The organism is Streptomyces sp. NBC_01520 (genome assembly GCF_045040375.1).
In the GTDB taxonomy this organism is placed as follows: domain Bacteria; phylum Actinomycetota; class Actinomycetes; order Streptomycetales; family Streptomycetaceae; genus Streptomyces.
Genome location: NZ_CP109404.1, coordinates 6016385 through 6038035 on the forward strand (window position 1 = coordinate 6016385; position 21651 = coordinate 6038035).

Here is a 21651-nt window from a genome sequence, read left to right on the forward strand (position 1 = left end):
TTAAGAGGTGACCGCCGCGGAAGGAATACAGCAGCCACACAGTGCGCTGTGCAGTTCTGAGGCCAAGCCCGCGCCGTCGGCGACATCCCCAGCCGCCGGTCGTCGGTTCCAGCTCTCTCCAGGGCCGGGCCGGAAGCCGTTTCCATCGTTCCGAGAGGTTGTTCGTGTCGGCCAGCACATCCCGTACGCTCCCGCCGGAGATCGCCGAGTCCGAGTCTGTGATGGCGCTCATCGAGCGGGGAAAGGCTGATGGGCAGATCGCCGGCGATGACGTGCGTCGGGCCTTCGAGGCTGACCAGATTCCGCCAACCCAGTGGAAGAACGTTCTGCGCAGCCTCAACCAGATCCTCGAGGAAGAGGGTGTGACGCTGATGGTCAGTGCCGCGGAGTCGCCGAAGCGCGCCCGCAAGAGCGTCGCAGCGAAGAGCCCGGTCAAGCGCACCGCCACCAAGACCGTCGCGGCCAAGACGACCGTGACGCGGACCGTCGCGGCCACTGCCGCCCCGGCGGCCGGGAGTGCGGACGCGGCGGCCGACGACGCTGCCGTTGCCGCTCCGGCGAAGAAGACCGCAGCCAAGAAGACGGCTGCCAAGAAGACCGCCGTGAAGAAGACCGCAGCCAAGAAGACGGCTGCCAAGAAGTCCGGCAAGCAGGACGACGAGCTCCTCGACGGCGACGAGGCGGCCGAGGAAGTCAAGGCCGGCAAGGGTGAGGAAGAGGAGGGCGAGGGCGAGAACAAGGGCTTCGTCCTCTCCGACGACGACGAGGACGACGCACCTGCGCAGCAGGTCGCCGTCGCCGGCGCCACGGCCGACCCGGTCAAGGACTACCTGAAGCAGATCGGCAAGGTCCCCCTCCTCAATGCCGAGCAGGAGGTGGAGCTCGCCAAGCGCATCGAGGCAGGCCTCTTCGCCGAGGACAAGCTGGCCAACTCCGACAAGCTCGCACCGAAGCTCAAGCGCGAGCTGGAGATCATCGCCGAGGACGGCCGCCGGGCCAAGAACCACCTGCTGGAGGCAAACCTCCGGCTCGTGGTCTCGCTGGCCAAGCGCTACACCGGTCGCGGCATGCTCTTCCTGGACCTGATCCAGGAGGGCAACCTCGGTCTGATCCGCGCGGTGGAGAAGTTCGACTACACCAAGGGCTACAAGTTCTCCACGTACGCCACCTGGTGGATCCGTCAGGCGATCACCCGCGCCATGGCCGACCAGGCCCGCACCATCCGTATCCCGGTGCACATGGTCGAGGTCATCAACAAGCTCGCGCGGGTGCAGCGCCAGATGCTCCAGGACCTGGGCCGTGAGCCCACCCCGGAGGAACTGGCCAAGGAGCTCGACATGACCCCGGAGAAGGTCATCGAGGTCCAGAAGTACGGCCGTGAGCCCATTTCGCTCCACACGCCGCTGGGCGAGGACGGGGACAGCGAGTTCGGAGACCTCATCGAGGACTCCGAGGCGGTCGTCCCGGCCGACGCGGTCAGTTTCACGCTGCTCCAGGAGCAGCTGCACTCGGTTCTCGACACGCTCTCCGAGCGTGAGGCGGGCGTGGTCTCGATGCGCTTCGGCCTCACCGACGGTCAGCCGAAGACGCTGGACGAGATCGGCAAGGTCTACGGCGTGACGCGCGAGCGCATCCGTCAGATCGAGTCGAAGACGATGTCCAAGCTTCGTCACCCGTCGCGTTCGCAGGTACTGCGCGACTACCTCGACTAGACCGAGGACGGACACGACGGGGGCCCGGAACCTTGTGAGGTTCCGGGCCCTCCGTTCGTGTGCGGGTGCGGTCCGCACCCGTGCGGATGACGCTGAGTGGGCACTGTTCACCTCGGCGTCAGGAGTTTCCATGTCCCGCGTTGTCGTCCGTGCCCTCCCTGTGGCGTTTGCCCTGGCGGTCGGTGCGACCCTCATACCGCTCGGTCCACCGGCTCCTGCCGCCGCGGACAGCATCGTGGTGGGCGGCAGGCCGGTCCCCGTCGCCGACAGCCCCTGGGTCGTGGCTCTGTCGAGCCGTGCCCGGTTCGGAGGAACCCGCGCCGGGCAGTTCTGCGGCGGGGTGGCGATCGCGCCCACGAAGGTCCTCACGGCTGCGCACTGCCTGAGGCAGGACGTCCTGGGTGCCGCAGTCCCGGAGGTACCCGATCTGCGTGTCATCAGCGGCCGGGACGAGCTGAGCGGACCCGGCGGCCAGGAGATCCCGGTGCGCTCGGCCCGGGTCAATCCTCGGTACGACCCGCGGACCAACGCCGCCGACCTGGCGGTGCTCACCCTGGACCGGGCGCTGCCGGAGGGAAACGTCATCCCGATGGCAGGGGCCGGGAACGCGGCCTACGAGCCGGGCACGGCCGCGACGGTGTACGGCTGGGGGGACACGACCGGCTACGGGGCTTACGCGTCCGTCCTGCACGCTGCGAAAGTGCGGGTGCTGTCGGACAGCGCCTGTAAGCGGGCGTACCCCGGCGGCCTGCAGGGCTCGTACGACGCCTCGACGATGCTCTGCGCCGGTAACACGGCCGGGGGGCGGGATGCGTGCCAGGGCGACAGCGGAGGCCCGCTGGTGGCCCGTGGGCGCCTCGTCGGCCTTGTCTCCTGGGGCAGCGGCTGCGGGAGCCCGGGCAGCCCCGGTGTGTACACGCGCGTCTCGGCAGCCATCCGGTGGATGGCCGCTCAGCGCTGACTGCCAGGCCTGCCGGTCGCCTCGGTCCGGAGGTACGAGAACGGGCGGCTTCCCCGTGGGGAGGCCGCCCGTCGGCCGGTCCTGGACCGGACCCCTGGCTCGTCGTGGATGCGAGGTGTCAGTGTTGTTCCTCGTCGGCGGCACTTGCCTGCACGGCAGTGAGCCGATCTGTCTCATCCTGTATTTCCGCGGCGATCTTCTTGAGTTCCGGCTCGAACTTGCGTCCGTGGTGGGCGCAGAAGAGCAGTTCACCGCCGCTGATCAGGACGACGCGCAGATATGCCTGGGCGCCGCAACGGTCACAGCGGTCTGCTGCGGTCAGCGGGCTCGCGGGGGTCAGAACAGTAGTCACGTCGCCTCTTCTCTAGCTCGACGAGCTGTCGTACCAGGGTCAACATCCAACCAGGCCGAAAACGTTCCCGCTCGTGGCTTTTCTTCGAAACTTCTTCTCGGGATGGCTGTCCGTTGCCGGTTGGCGGCGAATGTGCCGTATTGCGTAGCGCTACGGTTTCGCGTTGCTTGTGTGGGCTCGTCCGCCGGCTGGCTTGCCGGTTGTTCATGAGGACGTGCCCGGAGCCTAAATGGTTCATGCCTCGAAGGGAACGTGATGTGCACGTCACTCCCACGAATGATCGAACGCGTATACGAAGCTGGACTAGCATAAGGATTCCCCCCTGGGTGGCGTTACAACCGCTCTACCAGGCCTCGGTAGGCTCTCAGCGGCTACCGAGGCCGAGCCCGTTACCCACTGGGCCCCAAATGAAATTCAGCGAGGAGCGAACCGCGTGACCGCCGATTCCGTGCCGTCCACTGCGCTGCTGACCGGAGCAGGCGGCGCAGACAGGGACAGCTCCAACTACACCGCGCGGCACCTTCTCGTACTCGAGGGGCTCGAAGCGGTCCGCAAACGCCCCGGGATGTACATCGGGTCCACGGACAGCCGCGGACTCATGCACTGCCTCTGGGAGATCATCGACAACTCGGTCGACGAGGCTCTCGGCGGTTACTGCGACACCATCGAGGTCATCCTCCACGACGACACCTCCGTCGAGGTCCGCGACAACGGCCGTGGCATCCCGGTGGACGTCGAGCCCAAGACGGGCCTCTCCGGCATCGAGGTCGTCATGACCAAGCTGCACGCGGGCGGAAAGTTCGGCGGCGGCTCCTACGCCGCCTCCGGCGGCCTGCACGGCGTCGGGGCCTCGGTCGTGAACGCGCTCTCCGCGCGGCTCGACGTCGAGGTCGACCGCAACAGCTCGACGCACTCGATCAGTTTCCGGCGCGGCGTTCCGGGCATGTTCACCGAGCAGGGGCCGGACAGTCCCTTCGACCCGGCCAACGGCCTGCGCAAGGGGAAGCGCGTCCCGAAGACCCGTACGGGTACCCGGGTGAGGTACTGGGCGGACCGGCAGATCTTCCTCAAGGACGCCAAGCTCAACCTGGAGACGCTGTACCAGCGGGCCCGCCAGACCGCGTTCCTCGTCCCCGGCCTCACCATCGTCGTGCGGGACGAGCGGGGCATCGACGGCGAGGGCAAGACCGAGGAGACGTTCCGCTTCGACGGCGGAATCAGTGAGTTCTGCGAGTACCTGGCCCAGGACAAGGCCGTCTGCGACGTCCAGCGCCTGACCGGCACGGGGACGTTCAAGGAGACCGTCCCGGTCCTGGACGAGCGCGGTCACATGACGGCGACCGAGGTCACCCGTGAGCTGGCCGTCGATATCGCGCTCCGCTGGGGCACCGGGTACGACACCAACGTCAAGTCCTTCGTCAACATCATCGCCACCCCCAAGGGCGGCACCCATGTCTCCGGTTTCGAGCGTTCCCTCACCAGGACGGTCAACGAGGCCCTGCGCTCCGCGAAGATGCTGCGCGTGGCCGAGGACGACGTCGTCAAGGACGACGCCCTCGAAGGCCTCACCGCTGTCGTGACCGTACGGCTGGCGGAGCCCCAGTTCGAGGGGCAGACCAAGGAGGTGCTGGGCACCTCCGCGGCCAACCGGATCGTGGCCAACGTGGTGTCCAAGGAGCTCAAGGCATTCCTGACCTCCACCAAGCGCGACGCCAAGGCCCAGGCCAGGGCGGTGCTGGACAAGGCGGTGGCCGCCGCCCGTACCCGCATCGCGGCCCGGCAGCACAAGGACGCGCAGCGCCGTAAGACCGCACTGGAGTCCTCCTCGCTGCCGGCCAAGCTCGCCGACTGCCGCAGCGACGACGTGGAGCGGAGCGAGCTCTTCATCGTGGAGGGCGACTCCGCGCTCGGTACCGCCAAGCTGGCCCGGAACAGTGAATTCCAGGCTCTGCTGCCGATCCGCGGGAAGATCCTCAACGTCCAGAAGTCGTCCGTGTCGGACATGCTCAAGAACGCCGAGTGCGGTGCGATCATCCAGGTCATAGGAGCGGGTTCCGGACGCACCTTCGACATCGACGCCGCCCGCTACGGCAAGATCGTCCTGCTCGTCGACGCCGATGTCGACGGCGCCCACATCCGGTGCCTGCTGCTCACGCTCTTCCAGCGCTACATGCGGCCGATGGTCGAGGCGGGGCGGGTCTTCGCCGCGGTGCCCCCGCTGCACCGGATCGAGCTCGTCCAGCCCAAGAAGGGCCAGGACAAGTACGTCTACACCTACTCCGACAACGAACTGCGGCAGACGTTGCTGGAGCTGCAGCGCAAGAACGTCCGGTTCAAGGACTCGATCCAGCGCTACAAGGGTCTCGGCGAGATGGACGCCGACCAGCTGGCGGAGACCACGATGGACCCGCGCCACCGCACGCTGCGACGGATCAACATCGGCGACCTGGAATCCTCCGAACAGATCTTCGACCTGCTGATGGGCAACGAGGTCGCGCCGCGCAAGGAGTTCATCACCAGCTCGGCTGCCACACTGGACCGCTCGCGTATCGACGTCTGAATCGTCTCCACCCGTGGGTGGAGACGATGTCTCCACCCACGATCAACCCGTGAGCCGATCCCCTGATCCGGACGTTTCCGTAGCGTCGAAGGCATCGAACCTTCCCGTGTCTCGGAGGCCGTCATGCCCGGGTTCTTCAATGTTCTGGTGATCGCTGCGGTCGTGGCGATCACCGTGGTCCGTCAGTTCTCCGATCGGCGGACCGGCGACGAGAAGCGCTGGTGGGTTCTGCCGGGGATCCTGCTCCTGGTCGCCGCCCGCGAGGACGGGGGGCTCGATCCGCACCACGAGGCTCTGCCGGCCGTGATTCTCGGTGCCGGGCTCCTGCTGGGGCTGGTCACCGGGGCAGGCCGGCACCGGACCGCACGGCTGTGGCGCGGTCCGGACGACTCGGTCTGGAGCAGAGGTACCAGGGTCACCGTCTTCGTCTGGGCGGGAGGTCTCGCTCTGGGGGCTTCGCTGGCCGGGGCCGCGGTGCTGCTCGGCATACACCAGGGATCCGGGGCCCTCCTCATGTCGCTCGCGGTGATGCTGCTGGCGCGCAGCGGCGTGCTTGCCGCCCTGCGGGCCAGGGGCCTGCGTGGGCAGTACGTCGTTCCGGCCGCCGTGACCGGCGGCGGGCTGTCGCTGCCGGCCGGGACCGCGTGTGGTGCGGGTGCGCCGTGACCGCCCTGGAGAGGCTCCCGCTCTCCGCCGCGGTGCCGCTCACCGCGGCGGCACTCGCGGCCTACGCGGTCGGCAAGGACGACGGCTGGCTCACCACGGTGATCACCACGGGCAGCCTGTGCCTGGGGGGATACGTTCTGCGGCTCGACGCCGAGGCCCGTGGCAATGCCCAGCGGCTCCTTGCCCAGGAGAAGGCGGCGAGGGCGGCGGAGGCCGGGACTGCCGCTCTGGCGGAGCGCTCCAGAATCGCCAGGGAGATCCACGACGTGCTCGCCCACAGCCTCTCCGCGCAGCTGGTGCATCTGGAAGCGGCCCGGCTGCTGATCGAGCGGGAGCCGTCCGGAGGATTCCGCGACCAGGTGCTGGAGAGAGTGGTCGCGGCGCGCTCCATGGCCGCTGAAGGGCTCGCCGAGACGCGCCAGGCGCTCTCCGCGCTCCGTGGGGAGATGACCCCGGTGGAGGACTTCCTGCGGCAGCTCGTGGCCGGGGAGTCCGCCGATGTCCGCGTGACGGGGGAGCCGAGACCGCTGGGCGCCGAGGCCTCGCAGGCGGTGCGAAGGGTGGCGCAGGAGGCCCTGACCAACACCCGGAAACATGCTCCGGGGGCCGCGGTCTCCGTACTGCTGGAGTACCTGCCGGATGCGGTGGTACTGGAGGTGCGGGATCCGGGGGGCCGGCGCCGGGAGGACGAGCTCGCTGTCGGTGGGTCCGGATACGGTCTTCTGGGGATGAGGGAACGCGCGGAACTGCTCGGGGGGACGCTGGATGCAGGACCGGAAGAGGAGGGCTTCGTGGTGAGTCTGTGGGTGCCTGCGTGACTGCGCGGGTGGTGGTGGCCGATGACCAGGCGGTGGTGCGTGAAGGCATCGTCATGCTGTTGGGCCTGTTGCCCGGCATCGAGGTGGTCGGCGCCGCGAAGGACGGTGACGAGGCCGTCGCGCTCGTTGCAGAGAAGGCGCCCGACGTGGTCCTGATGGATCTGCGGATGCCCCGTTGCGACGGAGTGGAGGCGACCCGCCGGATCCGCAGGGACCATCCACGGACACAGGTGGTGGTGCTCACGACCTTCGCGGACGACGATTCGCTGTTCACCGCGCTGCAGGCCGGTGCGCGGGGCTATCTGACCAAGGACGCGCGCGGCGAGGAGATCGTGCGGGCCATCGAGGCCGTGGTGTCGGGAGAGGCCGGCCTTTCGCCGAAGGTGCAGCGACGGCTGCTGGAGCGGGTCACCGCGCAGACCGTTCCGGCCGGCTTTCCGGTTCCGGCCGGGCTGCCCGACGGGCTCACCCCCAGGGAGGCCGAGGTGCTGGTGCTGATCGCCGAAGGACTTTCCAACGCCGAGATCGCCCGGACCCTGCACATCTCGCAGGCCACGGTGAAGACCCACATCAACAACCTCTTCGCCAAGACGGGAACACGTGACCGAGCACAGGCCGTGCGCTACGCGTACGGCCGGGGTCTCGCACAGCCGCCCGGGGCTTCCTTCACCTGAACTGGTGAAGCCCGGCGAATGAAGTGCCCGGGATCTTCCCGATCTGCCCATTCTTGGCTACGCGGCCGAAAAGGCTCGTGGACAAGGGAGTTGTTCGGTGGAGAAGGAAGCAGGGCCGGATGCCGCAGCGACGCGGCTCGACGACCCGTGGTACGACGCGCCGGTCGCGGGGTGGGGCGAGCCAGACGGCACGGAGGGCTCCGTGCCCGACGCGCGGCCCGGACCGGCGGCGCAGCAAGGCCGCAGCGCAGCCGACATCTATCTGGAGGTGCAGCGCAGCGCGCCCTTCCGCGACGTGCGCCGCCGCTACCGGAGGTTCGTGGTTCCTGCGGCGGCAGCCTTCCTGCTCTGGTACCTCGCCTACGTGGTCGCCGCCACCACCGCCCCCGGTCTGATGGCACGTCCCGTCGTCGGCGCTCTCAATGTGGCGATGATCGCGGGGCTCGGACAGTTCCTCACCACGTTCCTGCTCACCTGGGCGTATGCGCGTCATGCGCGACTGCACCGTGACCGGGCTGCGCTGGAACTGCGCTGGGACACCCAGGAGATGACGAGAGGGATCGGCCGGTGAGCGGGGACCACCAGACGCTGGCGCTGCTGTTGTTCAGCGTGTTCATCGCCGTGACGCTCGGCATCACCACATGGGTGAGCCGGAACAGGCAGGGATCCGCCGAGGAGTTCTACGCGGGCGGGAGGCTGTTCTCGCCCATGGAGAACGGATTCGCCATCGCCGGTGACTACATGTCCGCCGCGTCCTTCCTCGGTATCTCCGGTCTGATCGCCCTCTTCGGCTACGACGGCATTCTGTATTCGGTCGGCTTCCTCGTGGCCTGGCTCGTCGTCCTGCTCCTCGTCGCCGAACTCGTACGCAATTGCGGACGGTTCACCCTCGCCGACGTGGTCGCCGCGCGCATGGCCGAGCGTCCGGTGCGCACCGCCGTGGGCACGTCGTCCGTCACCGTCTCGGTGCTGTACCTGGTGGCGCAGATGGTCGGTGCAGGCAGCCTCGTCGCCCTGCTCCTGGGCGGCACGAGCGGCACTGCACGGTCCTGGACCGTGGTCGGCGTCGGGGCGCTCATGGTGATCTACGTGTCGCTCGGCGGTATGCGCGCCACGACCTGGATCCAGATCGTCAAGGCCGTCCTGCTGATGTCCGGAGCCGTCGTGCTCACCGTGCTCGTCCTCGCGCACTTCCACGGCAACGTCAACACCCTCCTCGACACCGCCGCCGAACGCAGCGGGCACGGCAGGGACTTCCTCTCACCCGGGCTCAGGTACGGCGGGAGCTGGACCGCGCGGTTCGACTTCATCAGCCTCGGCCTGGCACTCGTGCTCGGCACCGCCGGCCTGCCGCACATCCTGTCGCGCTTCTACACCGTGCCCACCGCCCGCGCGGCCCGGCGTTCCGTCGTCTGGTCCATCGGGCTGATCGGCAGCTTCTACCTGATGACGATCGTGCTCGGGTTCGGAGCGGCCGCCCTCGTGGGTTCCGCGGACCTTCGGGCCTCCAACGCCTCGGGGAACACCGCGGTCCCGCTCCTGGCCCTCGTACTGGGAGGCGGTGAGGGATCCACCGGGGGCACGGTGCTCTTCGCCGTCGTCGCCGCCATCGCCTTCGCGACGATCCTCGCGGTCGTCGCCGGGATCACCCTGGCCTCCTCCGCGTCCGTCGCCCATGACCTCTACGCGACGTTCAGGCGTCCGGGGGCCAAGCAGCGCAGCGAGGTCGCCGTGGCCAGGGTCGCCGCGGCGGGCGTCGGAGCGGTGGCCATCGGCCTCGGTCTGCTCGCCCAGAATCTGAACGTCGCGTTCCTGGTGGGGCTGGCTTTCGCGGTCGCGGCTTCGGCCAACCTTCCGGCGCTGCTCTACGCGCTGTTCTGGCGGAACTTCACCACACGGGGGGCGGTCTGGGCCGTGTACGGGGGGCTGATCCCCGCTGTTCTGCTCGTCCTGCTCTCGCCCGTCGTGTCGGGAAGCCCGGCCTCCCTCTTCCCGGGGGTGGACTTCCAGCTCTTCCCCCTGGAGAACCCCGGGCTGGTGTCCATTCCGGCCGGTTTCCTCGCCGGCTGGATCGGCACGGTCACCTCGCACGAGCCCTCCGACGAGGCCAAGCACGCCGAGACGGAGGTCCGGTCGCTCACCGGAGCGGGCGCGGCCTAGACCCGGCTCCGGCAGGGCCACGGGCTCCCGCGGCAGGGAGACGAGCTCCTGGCTGGTCAACGGCCTCCAGCCAGGGCGTCGGGCTTCGGCCGGGCGGCGGCGTCAGGAGTCCGCGGCCCAGGTGTAGCGGTGTTCCGGGCGGCCGGTCTCGCCGTACCGCAGGGACAGTCGTACCCGGCCGGTGCGTTCCAGCAGCTTCAGGTAGCGCTGGGCGGTCTGCCGGCTCATTCCCGCGCTCTCCGCGATCTCCTGCGCGGAGAGCGGCCCGCCGGCGGTGCGCAGGGCCTGGCGGACCAGCTCCGCGGTCGTCGGCGAATGGCCCTTGGGCAGATCGGCCCCCTCCGTCGCCCACAGGCCGCCGAACAGCCGGTCCACCTGCGTCTGCTCGGCCTCGCCGCCGCCCTCGAAGGTGCGGCGCAGCTCGGCGTACGCCTCCAGCTTGGTGCGCAGCCCCGTGTACGCGAACGGCTTCACCAGGTACTGCAGCGCACCGTGGCGCATCGCGGCCTGCACCGTCGCGACATCGCGTGCCGCCGTCACCATGATCACGTCGGTGTGGTGTCCGAGCGCGCGCAGCTCGCGCACCACGGCCAGGCCGTTGCGGTCCGGCAGGTAATGGTCGAGCAGGATCAGGTCGATCGGCACCTCGTCGATCCTGGTGAGGGCCTCCGTGGCGGAGTGGGCCAGGGCGGCCACCCGGAATCCGGGTACCTTCGCGACGTAGGCCGCGTTGATCTGCGCGACCCGGACGTCGTCGTCCACGACCAGGACCTGGATCACGGGGAGTCTCCTGTTGCCGCCGGTTGTACGCGTGCCGACGGGCCACCGTCCGGGTCCGGTTCGCGCAGCGCTTCCGGGAGGACGACGGTGAACACCGCCCCGCCGTCGGGCGAGTCCGACACGGACACACTGCCGCCCTGACGTTCCGCGAGGCGGCGCACGAGCGGCAGGCCCAGGCCGCGCTTGCCGTGGGCGGGGAGATCCTTGGTGGACCAGCCCTCGACGAAGATCGATTCACGGCGGCCGGACGGCACGCCCGGACCGCTGTCGTGCACCCGCAGCACCACCGTACGGCCTTCGGCCCGCAGCCCGACCTCGATCCGGGCGTCCGTCGACCCCGCGGCCGCGTCCAGGGCGTTGTCCACCAGGTTGCCGACGACCGTGACGAGGCCGCGTGGGTCCACCAACCGGTCCGGCAGGAGGGTTCCGGGCGCCATGCGCAGGGAGACGCCCCGTTCCGCGGCCACTGTCGCCTTGCCGACCAGGAGCGCGGCCAGCAGTGGGTCGTGGACCTTCTCGGTGACCTGCTCGGCGGTGGCCCGGTGGACGCCGACGACCTCCGTGACGAACTCCATCGCGTCCTCGTGCATCTCCAGCTCCAGCAGCCCCAGGAGGGTGTGCAGCCGGTTCGCGTGCTCGTGGTCCTGGGCGCGGAGCGCGTCGATCAGGCCGCGGGTGGAGTCGAGTTCGCGGCCGAGGTATTCCAGCTCGGTACGGTCGCGCAGAGTGGCCACGGCCCCGCCGTCGTCGGTGGGCATCCGGTTGACGAGCAGCACACGGCTGCCGCTGACCGCCACGAGGTCGTCCCCGACGACCCGTCCTGCCAGTACGTCGGCGGTCCTGCCTGCGCCCAGGGCCTCGGTGAGCGGCCGGCCGGCGGCGTCGGGGCCAAGGCCGAGCAGGCGCTGCGCCTCGTCGTTCAGCAGCCGGATGCGCCCCGTGCGGTCGAGCGCGACGACGCCCTCACGGATGCTGTGCAGCATGGCCTCGCGCTCCGTCAGCAGGGCCGAGATGTCGGAGAACGCCAGGTCGTGTGTCTGCCGCTGGAGGCGGCGGGAGATGAGATAGGCGGCCAGCGCCCCCACGGCCAGCGCCCCGCCCGCGTAGGCCAGCAGCCCCGGGATCGTCGCGAGGAGCCGGGCGCGGACGCTGTCGTACGCGATCCCGACCGACACGGCACCCACGATCCGGTCCGATCCGTCACGCAGTGGCACCTTGCCGCGGGCCGAGCGTCCGAGGGTGCCGTTGTCGATCTCCATCACCGACCTGCCCGCGAGCGCGGTACTGGGGTCGGTGGACACGACCTGGCCGATCCGGGCGGCGTCCGTATGGGACCAGCGCACGCCCCGCTTGTCCATGATCACGACGTACTCCGCGCCGGTGAGGCGCCTGATCCGCTCGGCCACGGTCTGAACGGGGCCGCCGGGGGCCGGTTCGGTGGTGAGCAGCGACACAGCGATCTGCTGCTGCGCCGCCGTGCTCTGCGCGATCGCCAGGGCCCGGCGCATCGCCTGGTCGTCGAGCTGGGCGCTGAGCGGCGCCAGGAAGAGGCCGGTGACCAGCACCGTGACACCGGTGATGATGGCCAGCTGCATCAGCAGGACCTGGGAGAAGACCCGCTTCGGCCAGCCGAGCCGGCGCAAGACCCGCGGGGTGGTCGGTGAGGCACTCATCGTACGAACGGTAAGGGGCGATCCGGCGTTCCTGAAATTGCCGCCCGATGATCTCCGCTCCTGCGGGGGAGTCCCTGCGGCCCTCCCCCGCAGGCAGGACCGAAGGCAGGCTGCCGAGCAGGACCGCAAGCAGCCCGCAGAGCAGGACCGCAAGCAGCCCACAGTGCAGGACCGCAGGCAGGCCTGGAGAGGGCCCGCAGGCATCCATACGCGGCGAACCCCTTGCCTCCGGCCCTTCCGTCTGTGAGCGTTCAACGGGTTCACCCTCAACGCAATCATCTTGCGTTTTTTGCGCTAATCTTGCGTTCATGACGCGACGACTTGCTCAAGTTGCCAAGAAGGTAGGAGTCAGCGAGGCCACGGTCAGCCGGGTGCTGAACGGCAAGCCGGGCGTCTCCGACGCCACCCGGCAGTCCGTCCTCTCCGCGCTCGACGTCCTCGGCTACGAGCGTCCCACGCAGTTGCGTGGCGAGCGGGCGCGGCTGGTCGGGCTGGTCCTTCCAGAGCTGCAGAACCCGATCTTCCCGGCCTTCGCCGAAGTGGTCGGCGGCGCGCTCGCCCAGCAGGGGCTGACCCCGGTGCTGTGTACGCAGACCAAGGGCGGCGTCTCCGAGGCCGACTACGTCGAACTCCTCCTCCAGCAGCAGGTCTCCGGGGTCGTCTTCGCGGGCGGGCTCTATCACCAGGCCGACGCCCCGCACGACCACTACAAGGTGCTCGCCGACCGCAAGATCCCGGTCGTTCTGATCAACGCCGCCATCGCACACCTCGGATTCCCGGGCGTCTCGTGCGACGACTCGGTCGCCGTCGAACAGGCCTGGCGCCACCTCGTCTCGCTCGGACACGAACGGATCGGTCTGGTCCTCGGCCCGTCCGACCACGTGCCCTCGCAGCGCAAGCTCGCCGCCGCCCGGGCGCTCGCCGAGGAGTCCGGGACCACCGTGCCCGACGAGTGGGTGGCCCGGGCGATGTTCTCGCTGGAGGGCGGGCAGGCCGCCGCCATGCGGCTGCTCGACCAGGGGGTCACCGGCATCATCTGTGCCAGCGACCCGCTCGCCCTGGGCGCCGTGCGCGCGGCGCGCCGCCGCGGGCTGTCGGTGCCCGCCGACGTCTCGGTCGTCGGCTACGACGACTCGGCGTTCATGAACTGCACCGAGCCGCCGCTGACCACCGTGCGCCAGCCCATCGAGGCCATGGGCCGGGCCGCGGTCGAGCTGCTTTCGGTACAGATCGGGGGGCGTACGGTGCCGTCCGACGAGCTCCTCTTCGAACCGGAACTGGTCGTACGCGGTTCGACGGCCCAACCGCCCCGCGAAAATTCCCGCTGATTGTAGCTAATTTGCAGGACCGGCCCCTGCCGGGATGGGTAGCGGCTGCGGCGGGCGCGGCCCCGTGTACTGCCCGCTGGGCCGTATCCGCAGGGGCCGTTCCGCGTACTCCTCCAGCGCGTGGGCGATCCAGCCGGCCGTGCGGGACACCGCGAACACCGTCTCGCCGGCCTCCGCGGGCATGCCGCACGCGACCGAGAGGACGGCCAGCGCGAGGTCGACATTGGCGTGCAGGGGTGTGTGCCGAGCAGCGGTGGCGACCACGTCACGGGCCGCCTCCAGTGCCGGTGCCGCCCTCGGTACGTCCGCGAGCAGGGCGAACAGCAGTCGGGCCCGCGGATCCTCGCCCGTGTAGAGACGGTGTCCCAGCCCCGGCACCCGGCGGCCGGTACGGAGATGGTCGGCGACGACCGGCGCGGCGCCGCCCCGCTCCATCACCTCGGACAGCATCCGGTGCGCCAGGCCGCTAGCGGCGCCGTGCAACGGCCCCTCCAGGACGCCCAGCCCGGCGGAGACCACCGCGTACGGATGTGCGTGGGCGGACGCGGCGACGCGTGCCGCCAGTGTCGAGGCCGCCAGATCGTGATCGGCCAGCAGCGCCAGAGCGGTGTCGAGCACGGTCAGTGCCGCCGCGTCGGCCGGCTGGCCCGAGAGCCTCGGCCACAGCCTGCGGGCCAGCCGGTCGCCGTCACCGGCCTCCTCGCCCGTCACCGGCAGGGCGCCCACCAGCGTGGGGATCAGGCCGCGTGCACTGCTCAGCACCCCCCGGGGGGAGAGGTCGAACCGGAGTGGATCGGCGGCGGCGGCAGCGGCGACGGCCACCCGCAGCCGGTCCGTCGGGCCGCTGTGCGCCGGCAGGGCCGCGACCGTCCGTCGTGCGGCCGTGAGGGATTCGGCGGGCGCCCGGAAGCGGACGTCCGGGCGCAGCTCACCGGTCCAGATCCACTCGGCGACCTCCTCGTAGCCGTGGTGGCGGGCCAGTTCCGTCGCGTCGACGCCGCGGAAGTAGTACCGGTCGTGCTCGATGATGGTGATGCCCGTACGGAAGGTCAGGTCACCGGCCGCGAGGGAGGGATCCCGGCGCCCGGTGCGCCGCGCCAGCGCTTCGACCTCGGCGGCGTCGAACGTGCTGCCGCGCCCGCCGGGAGCGCGTCTGCTGCTGAGCTGCCCTCTGCTCACGTACGCGTACACGGTCTCGGGCTTCACACCGAGCAGCCCGGCCGTCTCCCGGGTCGTCAGCCGGCGTGCCTCCCCGGCGTTCCCGGATTCGGGTCCCGATGTCGATTCTTCCGCGTGTTCCGTACCGGCCCCGTGCGCCGCGTCGTGCGTCATGCCCCCACCGTATCCATATCCATCGGCATCCATCATGGCTTTACATTGATTCAATCAATATTGACACGCCTGAAGTCAATCATGGACTGTTGAATCAATGTTCGACTCATGGTTGAGGGAGAGACCGGAAATGCCTGCTCCGAGCACCGAAACCGCCCCGCTCGACGTGCCCCGCGGCCTCGCCGGCGTGATCGTGACCGACACCGCGCTCGGCGACGTCCGAGGGCGCGAGGGTTTCTACCACTACCGGCACTACTCGGCGATCGAGCTGGCGCAGCGGCGCAGCTTCGAGGACGTCTGGTACCTGATGTTCCACGGCGAGCTCCCCACCCGGCCCGCGAGCGCCGACTTCGCCGCCCGTACGGCGCGCCTGCGCCACCTGCCCGCCGAGGTGCGGGAGGCGCTGCCCGGCATCGCCCGGGCGGGCGTCGTCTCCGGTCCGCTGGCCGGACTGCGCACCGCGCTGTCGCTGCTCGGGGCCTCGGCCGGATTCCGCCCCGTGTACGACATCGACGCCGACCGCCGCCGCGACGACGCGCTCGCCCTCTGCGCCGCCGTACCCACCCTGTTGACCGCCCTGCACCGGCTCGGCCAGGGCCTCGAACCGGTCGAACCGTGCGACGACCTGCCCTTCGCCGCGAACTACCTCTACATGCTCACCGGCGCGGAACCGGACGCCGCCCGGGCGGGGGCCGTCGAGCAGTACCTCATCTCCACCGTCGACCACGGTTTCAACGCCTCGACGTTCACCGCCAGGGTGGTCGCCTCCACCGGCGCGGACACGGCGGCCTGCCTGGTCGCCGCGGTCGGCGCGCTGTCCGGCCCGCTGCACGGCGGAGCGCCCAGCCGGGCCCTGGACACCCTGGACGCCATCGGGACCCCGGACCGCATCGACGGCTGGATCCGTGAACAGGTCCTCGCCGGTGGCCGGATCATGGGCTTCGGCCACCCCGTCTACCGCACCGAGGACCCGCGCTCACGGATGCTGCGCTCGATCGCCCAGGGCTTCGGCGGCCCGCTCGTCGACTTCGCCGTCGAGGTGGAACGCCAGGTGGAGGCCATCCTCGCCGAGCTCAAGCCGGGGCGTGAGCTGCACACCAACGTGGAGTTCTACGCCGGGGTCGTCATGGAGCTCTGCGGGCTGCCGCGCGAGATGTTCACCCCCACCTTCTGCGCGGCGCGGGTGGTCGGCTGGAGCGCCAATATCCTGGAGCAGGCGGAGGACTCGAAGATCATCCGCCCGGCGGCCCGCTACGTAGGGACCCCGCCGCCGCACCCCGTACCGGCACCCTGACCGACCCCGAGGAAGGCCCCTGTTGACACCGCCCCGCACCCCGCAGATCCCGGTCGTCGTCCTGGCGGGGTTCCTGGGATCCGGCAAGACGACCCTGCTCAACCATCTGCTGCGCAATCGCGCGGGCAACCGGATCGGGGTGATCGTCAACGACTTCGGGTCCATCGAGATCGACGCCATGACCGTCGCGGGGCAGGTCGGCTCGACCGTCTCCCTGGGTAACGGCTGCCTGTGCTGCGCCGTTGACGCGAGCGAGCTCGACACCTTCCTGGAGACCCTGACCAGGCCCGTCGCCCGCCTCGACGTGATCGTCATCGAGGCGAGCGGCCTCGCCGAGCCCCAGGAACTCGTACGGATGCTGCTGGCCAGCGACAACCCGCGCATCCGGTACGGGGGACTGGTCGAGGTCGTCGACGCCGCCGAATTCATGACCACGCGGGAGCGCCACCCCGAGATCGCCCGCCACCTCACGGTCGCCGACCTCGTCGTACTGAACAAGACGGACCGGGTGACGGAAGCGGATATGGACGCCGTCCGGGAGGCCGTGGCGACGTCCGGGGGGCGGGCGGCGGTCATCGGCGCCGCGTACGGACGGATCGACCCGGAGCTGCTCTTCGATCCGGCGCTCAGGGCGGACGAGGACGACACCGTCCGCCAACTGACCTTCGAGGACCTGCTCCAGGAGACGGAGAACGATCACGGCAGCCACCTGCACACGGCGTATGAGAGCGTCTCCTTCACCGCCGGCGTGCCGATGAACCCCCGCCGCTTCATGGCGTTCCTCGACTCCAGGCCCGAAGGCCTCTACCGGATCAAGGGCTTCGCCGACTTCGGCGCGGCCGACCGGGGCAACCGCTACACCGTGCACGCCGTCGGCAGGTTCCTGCGCTTCGTCCCGCAGTCGTGGGCACGGGACGAAGCACGGCTCACGCAACTGGTGCTGATCGGCTCCGGCATCGACGCCGAGGCACTGCACAAGGAGCTCGCGGCCTGCCGGGAAACACCGCAGGACGCCCCCGAGGCGCTGGAGCGCAGCATGTGGGGCGTCCTGCGGTACGTACAACAGCCGGAGGAACAAGAGCCGGGAGAACAGCCCGAACAACAGCAGGATCCCGAACATCGGCCGGGCGAGCATCCGGAGCGACAGCCGGACGCCGACGGGACCGTGTGACGACCGGACGGCGACAGGGCCGGGCCACGCCCGGGACCGTGCGACGGCGGGCCCGGCGACGGGGCCCGCTCAGGCCCCCGCCGCCGGCCCGCCGGACGGCTACAGCGGTCCGGCGATCACCGCGACCGGTCCGATCAGCGGTGTCCCCGAACCGTCGCGACGCGGATCCGGGGCCGGCAGCTCCGCCGGCGCGCCGTTCTGCTGCGCGGCCCGGGCCGGAACACCGCCCGCCCAGGCGAACACCAGGACGTCCTCCCCCTTGAGGAAGCGCTGGCAGCGCACCCCGCCGGTGGCCCGGCCCTTGCGCGGGTACTGGTCGAACGGGGTGAGCTTCGAGGTCAGCTCCGAATCGTCCAGCGTGCCGTGCGACCCGGCCACCGTGAACACCACGGCGTCCACCGCCGGATCCACCGCCGTGAACGAGAGCACCGTGGCCCCCGCCGTGAGCTTGACGCCCGCCATGCCACCCGCCGGACGGCCCTGCGGACGCACCTGCGCCGCCGGATAGCGCAGCAGCTGGGCGTCGGACGTGATGAAGACCAGGTCCTCCTCGCCCGTACGCAGCTCCGTCGCGCCGACGATGCGGTCACCGTCCTTGAGGGTGATGACCTCCAACTCGTCCTTGTTCGCCGGATAGTCGGGCACCACGCGCTTCACCACCCCCTGCAGGGTGCCGATGGCCAGCCCGGGCGACTCCTCGTCCAGGGTGGTCAGGCAGACCAGCTCCTCGTCCGTCCCCAGCGTGAGGAACTCCGAGACCTGCGCCCCTCCCGAGAGATTGGGAGCCGCGTGGGTGTCCGGCAGCTGCGGGAGATCGATCACCGACAGCCGCAGCAGCCGCCCGGTGGACGTCACCGCGCCCACGTCACCGCGTGCCGTCGCGGGGACGGCCGAGACGATCACGTCGTGCTTGGTGCGCTTGGCGTCCTCGGCCACGACGATCGGGTCGGCGTTGGCCGTACGGGCCAGCAGGCCCGTCGAGGAGAGGAGCACCTGGCACGGGTCGTCGGCGACCTCCAGCGGCACGGAGGCAACCTGCGAACCGGCCGACTCCAGCAGCACCGTGCGCCGGTCGGTGCCGAACTTCTTCGCCACCGCGGCCAGTTCGGCGGAGACGAGCTTGCGCAGCTCCGCGTCCGAGTCCAGGATCGCCGTCAGCTTGGCGATCTCGTCGGCGAGCCGGTCGCGCTCGCCCTCCAGCTCGATCCGGTCGAACCGGGTGAGCCTGCGCAGCGGCGTGTCCAGGATGTACTGCGTCTGGATCTCGCTCAGCGAGAAGCGCTCCATCAGGCGCTCCTTCGCCTGCGCCGAGTTGTCGCTGTCCCGGATGAGGCGGATGACCTCGTCGATGTCGAGCAGGGCGACGAGGAGGCCCTCGACCAGGTGCAGCCGGTCACGGCGCTTGGTCCTGCGGAACTCGCTGCGCCGGCGCACGACCTCGAAGCGGTGGTCGAGGTAGACCTCCAGGAGCTCCTTGAGCCCCAGGGTGAGCGGCTGCCCGTCGACCAGTGCCACGTTGTTGATGCCGAAGGTCTCCTCCATCGGCGTCAGCTTGTAGAGCTGCTCCAGCACGGCCTCCGGCACGAAGCCGTTCTTGACCTCGATCACCAGACGCAGTCCGTGCGCCCGGTCCGTGAGGTCCTTGACGTCCGCGATGCCCTGGAGCTTCTTCGACCCGACCAGGTCCTTGATCTTGGCGATCACCTTCTCCGGGCCGACGCTGAAGGGGAGTTCCGTCACGACGAGACCCTTACGGCGGGCCGTGACGTTCTCTATGGCGACGGTGGCGCGGATCTTGAACGTGCCACGCCCGGCCGCGTACGCGTCCTTGATGCCGCCGAGACCGACGATCCGCCCGCCGGTCGGCAGGTCGGGACCGGGGACGAAGCGCATCAGGGTCTCGAGGTCGGCGGCCGGATGCCTGATGAGATGGCGGGCGGCGGCGATCACCTCTCCGAGGTTGTGCGGGGGCATGTTGGTGGCCATGCCGACGGCGATCCCGGACGCGCCGTTGACCAGGAGGTTCGGGTACGCCGCGGGGAGGACGACCGGTTCCCGCTCCTGGCCGTCGTAGTTCGCCTGGTAGTCGACGGTGTCCTCGTCGATGGACTCCGTCATCAGTGACGTGGCGTCGGCCATCCGGCACTCGGTGTACCGCATGGCGGCCGGCGGGTCGTCGTTGCCGAGCGAGCCGAAGTTGCCGTGACCGTCGACGAGGGGCAGACGCATCGAGAACGGCTGTGCCATGCGCACCAGTGCGTCATAGATCGACGCGTCACCGTGCGGGTGCAACTTGCCCATCACTTCGCCGACGACGCGGGCGCACTTCACATAGCCGCGGTCGGGGCGCAGCCCCATCTCGTTCATCTGGGACACGATGCGGCGGTGCACGGGCTTCATGCCGTCGCGGGCGTCGGGCAGAGCGCGGGAGTAGATCACCGAGTACGCGTACTCGAGGAAGGAGCCCTGCATTTCGTCGACGACGTCGATGTCGAGGATCTTCTCCTCGAAGTCGTCCGGCGGCGGGGTTTTCGTGCTGCGGCGGGCCATCGCGGCTGCGACTCCTTCACAGATTCTGTCGGGCAACCTCAGGTTCTGACGCCGACCATTGTGGACCGCCGCACCGACAACGCCGACCTCGACCCGTCCGAAGTGGTCTCCAGGGCCTCCGCGGAGCCCCTGTTTACGGCAGCATCTACGACAACATTCACGGAACGGGAACTTCGCCAGGTGCCCGTGCGCTTGCTTACAGTGGCAGGTCCGGCAGGAAATCCTGTATCGATCGAAGGGACGTACATGCCCATGGGTCACACGGCCACAGCCCAGGCCGGTTCCGGCGGCTTGACGGCGACCGAGCACCGCTTGGCCAACGGCCTGCGCGTGGTGCTCTCCGAGGACCATCTGACCCCGGTCGCCGCGGTCTGCCTCTGGTACGACGTCGGTTCCCGCCACGAGGTCAAGGGGCGTACCGGCCTCGCCCACCTCTTCGAGCACCTGATGTTCCAGGGCTCCGGCCAGGTCAAGGGGAACGGGCACTTCGAGCTGGTTCAGGGGGCCGGGGGCTCCCTCAACGGCACCACCAGCTTCGAGCGCACCAACTACTTCGAGACGATGCCCACGCATCAGCTGGAGCTGGCCCTGTGGCTCGAGGCCGACCGGATGGGCTCGCTGCTCGCCGCGCTCGACGAGGAGTCCATGGAGAACCAGCGCGACGTCGTCAAGAACGAGCGCCGCCAGCGGTACGACAACGTCCCGTACGGCACGGCGTTCGAGAAGCTCACAGCCCTCGCGTACCCGGAGGGCCACCCGTACCACCACACGCCGATCGGGTCGATGGCCGACCTGGACGCAGCCACGCTGGACGACGCGCAGGCGTTCTTCCGCACGTACTACGCGCCGAACAACGCGGTGCTCTCCGTGGTCGGGGACATCGACCCGGAGCAGACGCTCGCCTGGATCGAGAAGTACTTCGGTTCGATCCCCTCCCACGACGGCAAGCAGCCGCCGCGCGACGGCACACTGCCCGGCACCATCGGTGAGCAACTGCGCGAAGTGGTCCACGAGGAGGTCCCCGCGCGCGCCCTGATGGCCGCCTACCGGCTGCCGCACGACGGCACCCGTGAGTGCGACGCCGCGGACCTGGCGCTGACCGTGCTGGGCGGCGGCGAGTCGTCCCGCCTGCACAACCGCCTGGTCCGCCGCGACCGTACGGCGGTGGCCGCCGGATTCGGGCTGCTCCGGCTCTCCGGAGCACCCTCGCTGGGCTGGCTGGACGTCAAGACGTCCGGTGGCGTCGAGGTGCCGCAGATCGAGACGGCCGTCGACGAGGAGCTCGCCCGGTTCGCCGCCGAGGGCCCCACGCCCGAGGAAATGGAACGGGCACAGGCCCAGTTGGAGCGGGAGTGGCTGGACCGGCTCGGTACGGTCGCGGGCCGCGCCGACGAACTGTGCCGGTACGCCGTGCTGTTCGGTGACCCGCAGCTCGCCCTGACCGCGGTGGGGCGGGTGCTCGACGTCACCGCCCAGGAGGTCCAGGAGGCCGCCCGGGCGCATCTGCGTCCCGACAACCGTGCCGTCCTGGTGTACGAGCCGGTCGACGCCGACGAGACGGACGGCACCGACGCGCCCGAGGGGGCCGACAAGTGAGCGACGCCGCCGTGACTGGAGTAG

Annotated in this window: 16 protein-coding genes and 1 pseudogene; 12 read left to right on the forward strand and 5 right to left on the reverse strand. The window is 70.0% G+C overall.

The window, feature by feature from the left end:
• Window positions 1-164: 164 nt before the first annotated feature.
• Window positions 165-1712 (forward strand): RNA polymerase sigma factor, encoded by a 1548-nt coding sequence (locus OG524_RS27395; protein WP_384497690.1) that lies wholly within the window; start codon window positions 165-167, stop codon window positions 1710-1712.
• A 130-nt stretch (window positions 1713-1842) separates the two neighbouring features.
• Window positions 1843-2673, forward strand: a complete 831-nt coding sequence (locus OG524_RS27400; protein ID WP_405388050.1) for a S1 family peptidase — start codon at window positions 1843-1845, stop codon at window positions 2671-2673.
• A 118-nt stretch (window positions 2674-2791) separates the two neighbouring features.
• Here OG524_RS27400 and OG524_RS27405 read toward each other — a convergent pair whose 3' ends face one another.
• Window positions 2792-3025 carry a hypothetical protein gene (locus OG524_RS27405; RefSeq protein ID WP_014153643.1) on the reverse strand — a complete coding sequence of 78 codons (234 nt, stop codon included), beginning with the start codon at window positions 3023-3025 and terminating at the stop codon, window positions 2792-2794.
• A 433-nt stretch (window positions 3026-3458) separates the two neighbouring features.
• Here OG524_RS27405 and OG524_RS27410 point away from each other — a divergent pair, with 433 nt between their 5' ends.
• From OG524_RS27410 to OG524_RS27435, 6 genes and pseudogenes are all read left to right on the forward strand, one after another.
• Entirely contained in the window at window positions 3459-5585 is a 2127-nt protein-coding gene (locus OG524_RS27410) for a type IIA DNA topoisomerase subunit B (protein ID WP_405388049.1), read from the forward strand.
• A gap of 123 nt (window positions 5586-5708) precedes the next feature.
• A complete protein-coding gene (locus tag OG524_RS27415) occupies window positions 5709-6251 on the forward strand; it encodes a DUF1453 domain-containing protein (RefSeq protein ID WP_405811835.1) in 543 nt (180 codons plus the stop codon).
• Window positions 6230-7069 (forward strand): annotated as a pseudogene (locus OG524_RS27420) (sensor histidine kinase); the annotation flags it as partial. The gene OG524_RS27415 and the pseudogene OG524_RS27420, both read left to right, overlap by 22 nt.
• Window positions 7066-7743, forward strand: coding sequence for a response regulator (locus OG524_RS27425; RefSeq protein ID WP_405388045.1), 678 nt, complete (start codon window positions 7066-7068; stop codon window positions 7741-7743). The pseudogene OG524_RS27420 and the gene OG524_RS27425, both read left to right, overlap by 4 nt.
• A 97-nt stretch (window positions 7744-7840) precedes the next feature.
• Window positions 7841-8314, forward strand: coding sequence for a DUF485 domain-containing protein (locus tag OG524_RS27430; RefSeq protein ID WP_405388044.1), 474 nt, complete (start codon window positions 7841-7843; stop codon window positions 8312-8314).
• Window positions 8311-9903 (forward strand): cation acetate symporter, encoded by a 1593-nt coding sequence (locus OG524_RS27435; protein ID WP_405811836.1) that lies wholly within the window; start codon window positions 8311-8313, stop codon window positions 9901-9903. Before OG524_RS27430 ends, OG524_RS27435 begins: the two co-directional genes overlap by 4 nt.
• Before the next feature lie 102 nt (window positions 9904-10005).
• Here the strand turns inward: OG524_RS27435 and OG524_RS27440 are convergent, their stop codons facing one another.
• Both OG524_RS27440 and OG524_RS27445 read right to left on the reverse strand, forming a co-directional pair.
• Window positions 10006-10683 carry a response regulator gene (locus OG524_RS27440; RefSeq protein WP_405388042.1) on the reverse strand — a complete coding sequence of 226 codons (678 nt, stop codon included), beginning with the start codon at window positions 10681-10683 and terminating at the stop codon, window positions 10006-10008.
• The gene (locus OG524_RS27445; RefSeq protein WP_405811837.1) at window positions 10680-12356 is read right to left on the reverse strand and encodes an ATP-binding protein; all 1677 of its coding nucleotides are present in this window, start codon (window positions 12354-12356) and stop codon (window positions 10680-10682) included. The genes OG524_RS27440 and OG524_RS27445 overlap by 4 nt, the downstream gene beginning before the upstream one ends.
• 308 nt (window positions 12357-12664) lie before the next feature.
• Here OG524_RS27445 and OG524_RS27450 point away from each other — a divergent pair, with 308 nt between their 5' ends.
• Entirely contained in the window at window positions 12665-13684 is a 1020-nt protein-coding gene (locus OG524_RS27450) for a LacI family DNA-binding transcriptional regulator (RefSeq protein ID WP_405388040.1), read from the forward strand.
• Between the two features lie 6 nt (window positions 13685-13690).
• On the opposite strand, the gene OG524_RS27455 is transcribed toward OG524_RS27450, so the two are convergent.
• On the reverse strand, window positions 13691-15016 hold the full coding sequence (locus OG524_RS27455; protein ID WP_405811838.1) for a citrate/2-methylcitrate synthase: 1326 nt from the start codon (window positions 15014-15016) through the stop codon (window positions 13691-13693).
• Window positions 15017-15146: 130 nt separating this feature from the next.
• Here OG524_RS27455 and OG524_RS27460 point away from each other — a divergent pair, with 130 nt between their 5' ends.
• Together OG524_RS27460 and OG524_RS27465 are read left to right on the forward strand one after the other, a co-directional pair.
• Window positions 15147-16310: a citrate/2-methylcitrate synthase gene (locus OG524_RS27460; protein WP_405388038.1), complete on the forward strand. Its 1164-nt coding sequence runs from the start codon at window positions 15147-15149 to the stop codon at window positions 16308-16310.
• 22 nt (window positions 16311-16332) lie between these two features.
• Window positions 16333-17481 (forward strand): CobW family GTP-binding protein, encoded by a 1149-nt coding sequence (locus OG524_RS27465; protein ID WP_405811839.1) that lies wholly within the window; start codon window positions 16333-16335, stop codon window positions 17479-17481.
• Between the two features lie 99 nt (window positions 17482-17580).
• Here OG524_RS27465 and OG524_RS27470 read toward each other — a convergent pair whose 3' ends face one another.
• A complete protein-coding gene (locus tag OG524_RS27470; protein WP_405388036.1) occupies window positions 17581-20031 on the reverse strand; it encodes a DNA topoisomerase (ATP-hydrolyzing) subunit A in 2451 nt (816 codons plus the stop codon).
• 246 nt (window positions 20032-20277) lie between these two features.
• On the opposite strand from OG524_RS27470, the gene OG524_RS27475 reads away from it, so the two are divergent.
• Complete coding sequence (locus OG524_RS27475) at window positions 20278-21627, forward strand: M16 family metallopeptidase (protein WP_405388035.1); 1350 nt, start codon at window positions 20278-20280, stop codon at window positions 21625-21627.
• Window positions 21628-21651: the final 24 nt, after the last annotated feature.

Coding starts and splice junctions, on each gene's coding strand:
- OG524_RS27400 (WP_405388050.1), top strand. CDS start 1,843: ATGTCCCGCGTTGTCGTCCGTGCCCTCCCTGTGGCGTTTGCCCTGGCG.
- OG524_RS27415 (WP_405811835.1), top strand. CDS start 5,709: ATGCCCGGGTTCTTCAATGTTCTGGTGATCGCTGCGGTCGTGGCGATC.
- OG524_RS27445 (WP_405811837.1), bottom strand. CDS start 12,356: ATGAGTGCCTCACCGACCACCCCGCGGGTCTTGCGCCGGCTCGGCTGG.
- OG524_RS27450 (WP_405388040.1), top strand. CDS start 12,665: ATGACGCGACGACTTGCTCAAGTTGCCAAGAAGGTAGGAGTCAGCGAG.
- OG524_RS27455 (WP_405811838.1), bottom strand. CDS start 15,016: ATGACGCACGACGCGGCGCACGGGGCCGGTACGGAACACGCGGAAGAA.
- OG524_RS27460 (WP_405388038.1), top strand. CDS start 15,147: ATGCCTGCTCCGAGCACCGAAACCGCCCCGCTCGACGTGCCCCGCGGC.
- OG524_RS27470 (WP_405388036.1), bottom strand. CDS start 20,031: ATGGCCCGCCGCAGCACGAAAACCCCGCCGCCGGACGACTTCGAGGAG.
- OG524_RS27475 (WP_405388035.1), top strand. CDS start 20,278: ATGCCCATGGGTCACACGGCCACAGCCCAGGCCGGTTCCGGCGGCTTG.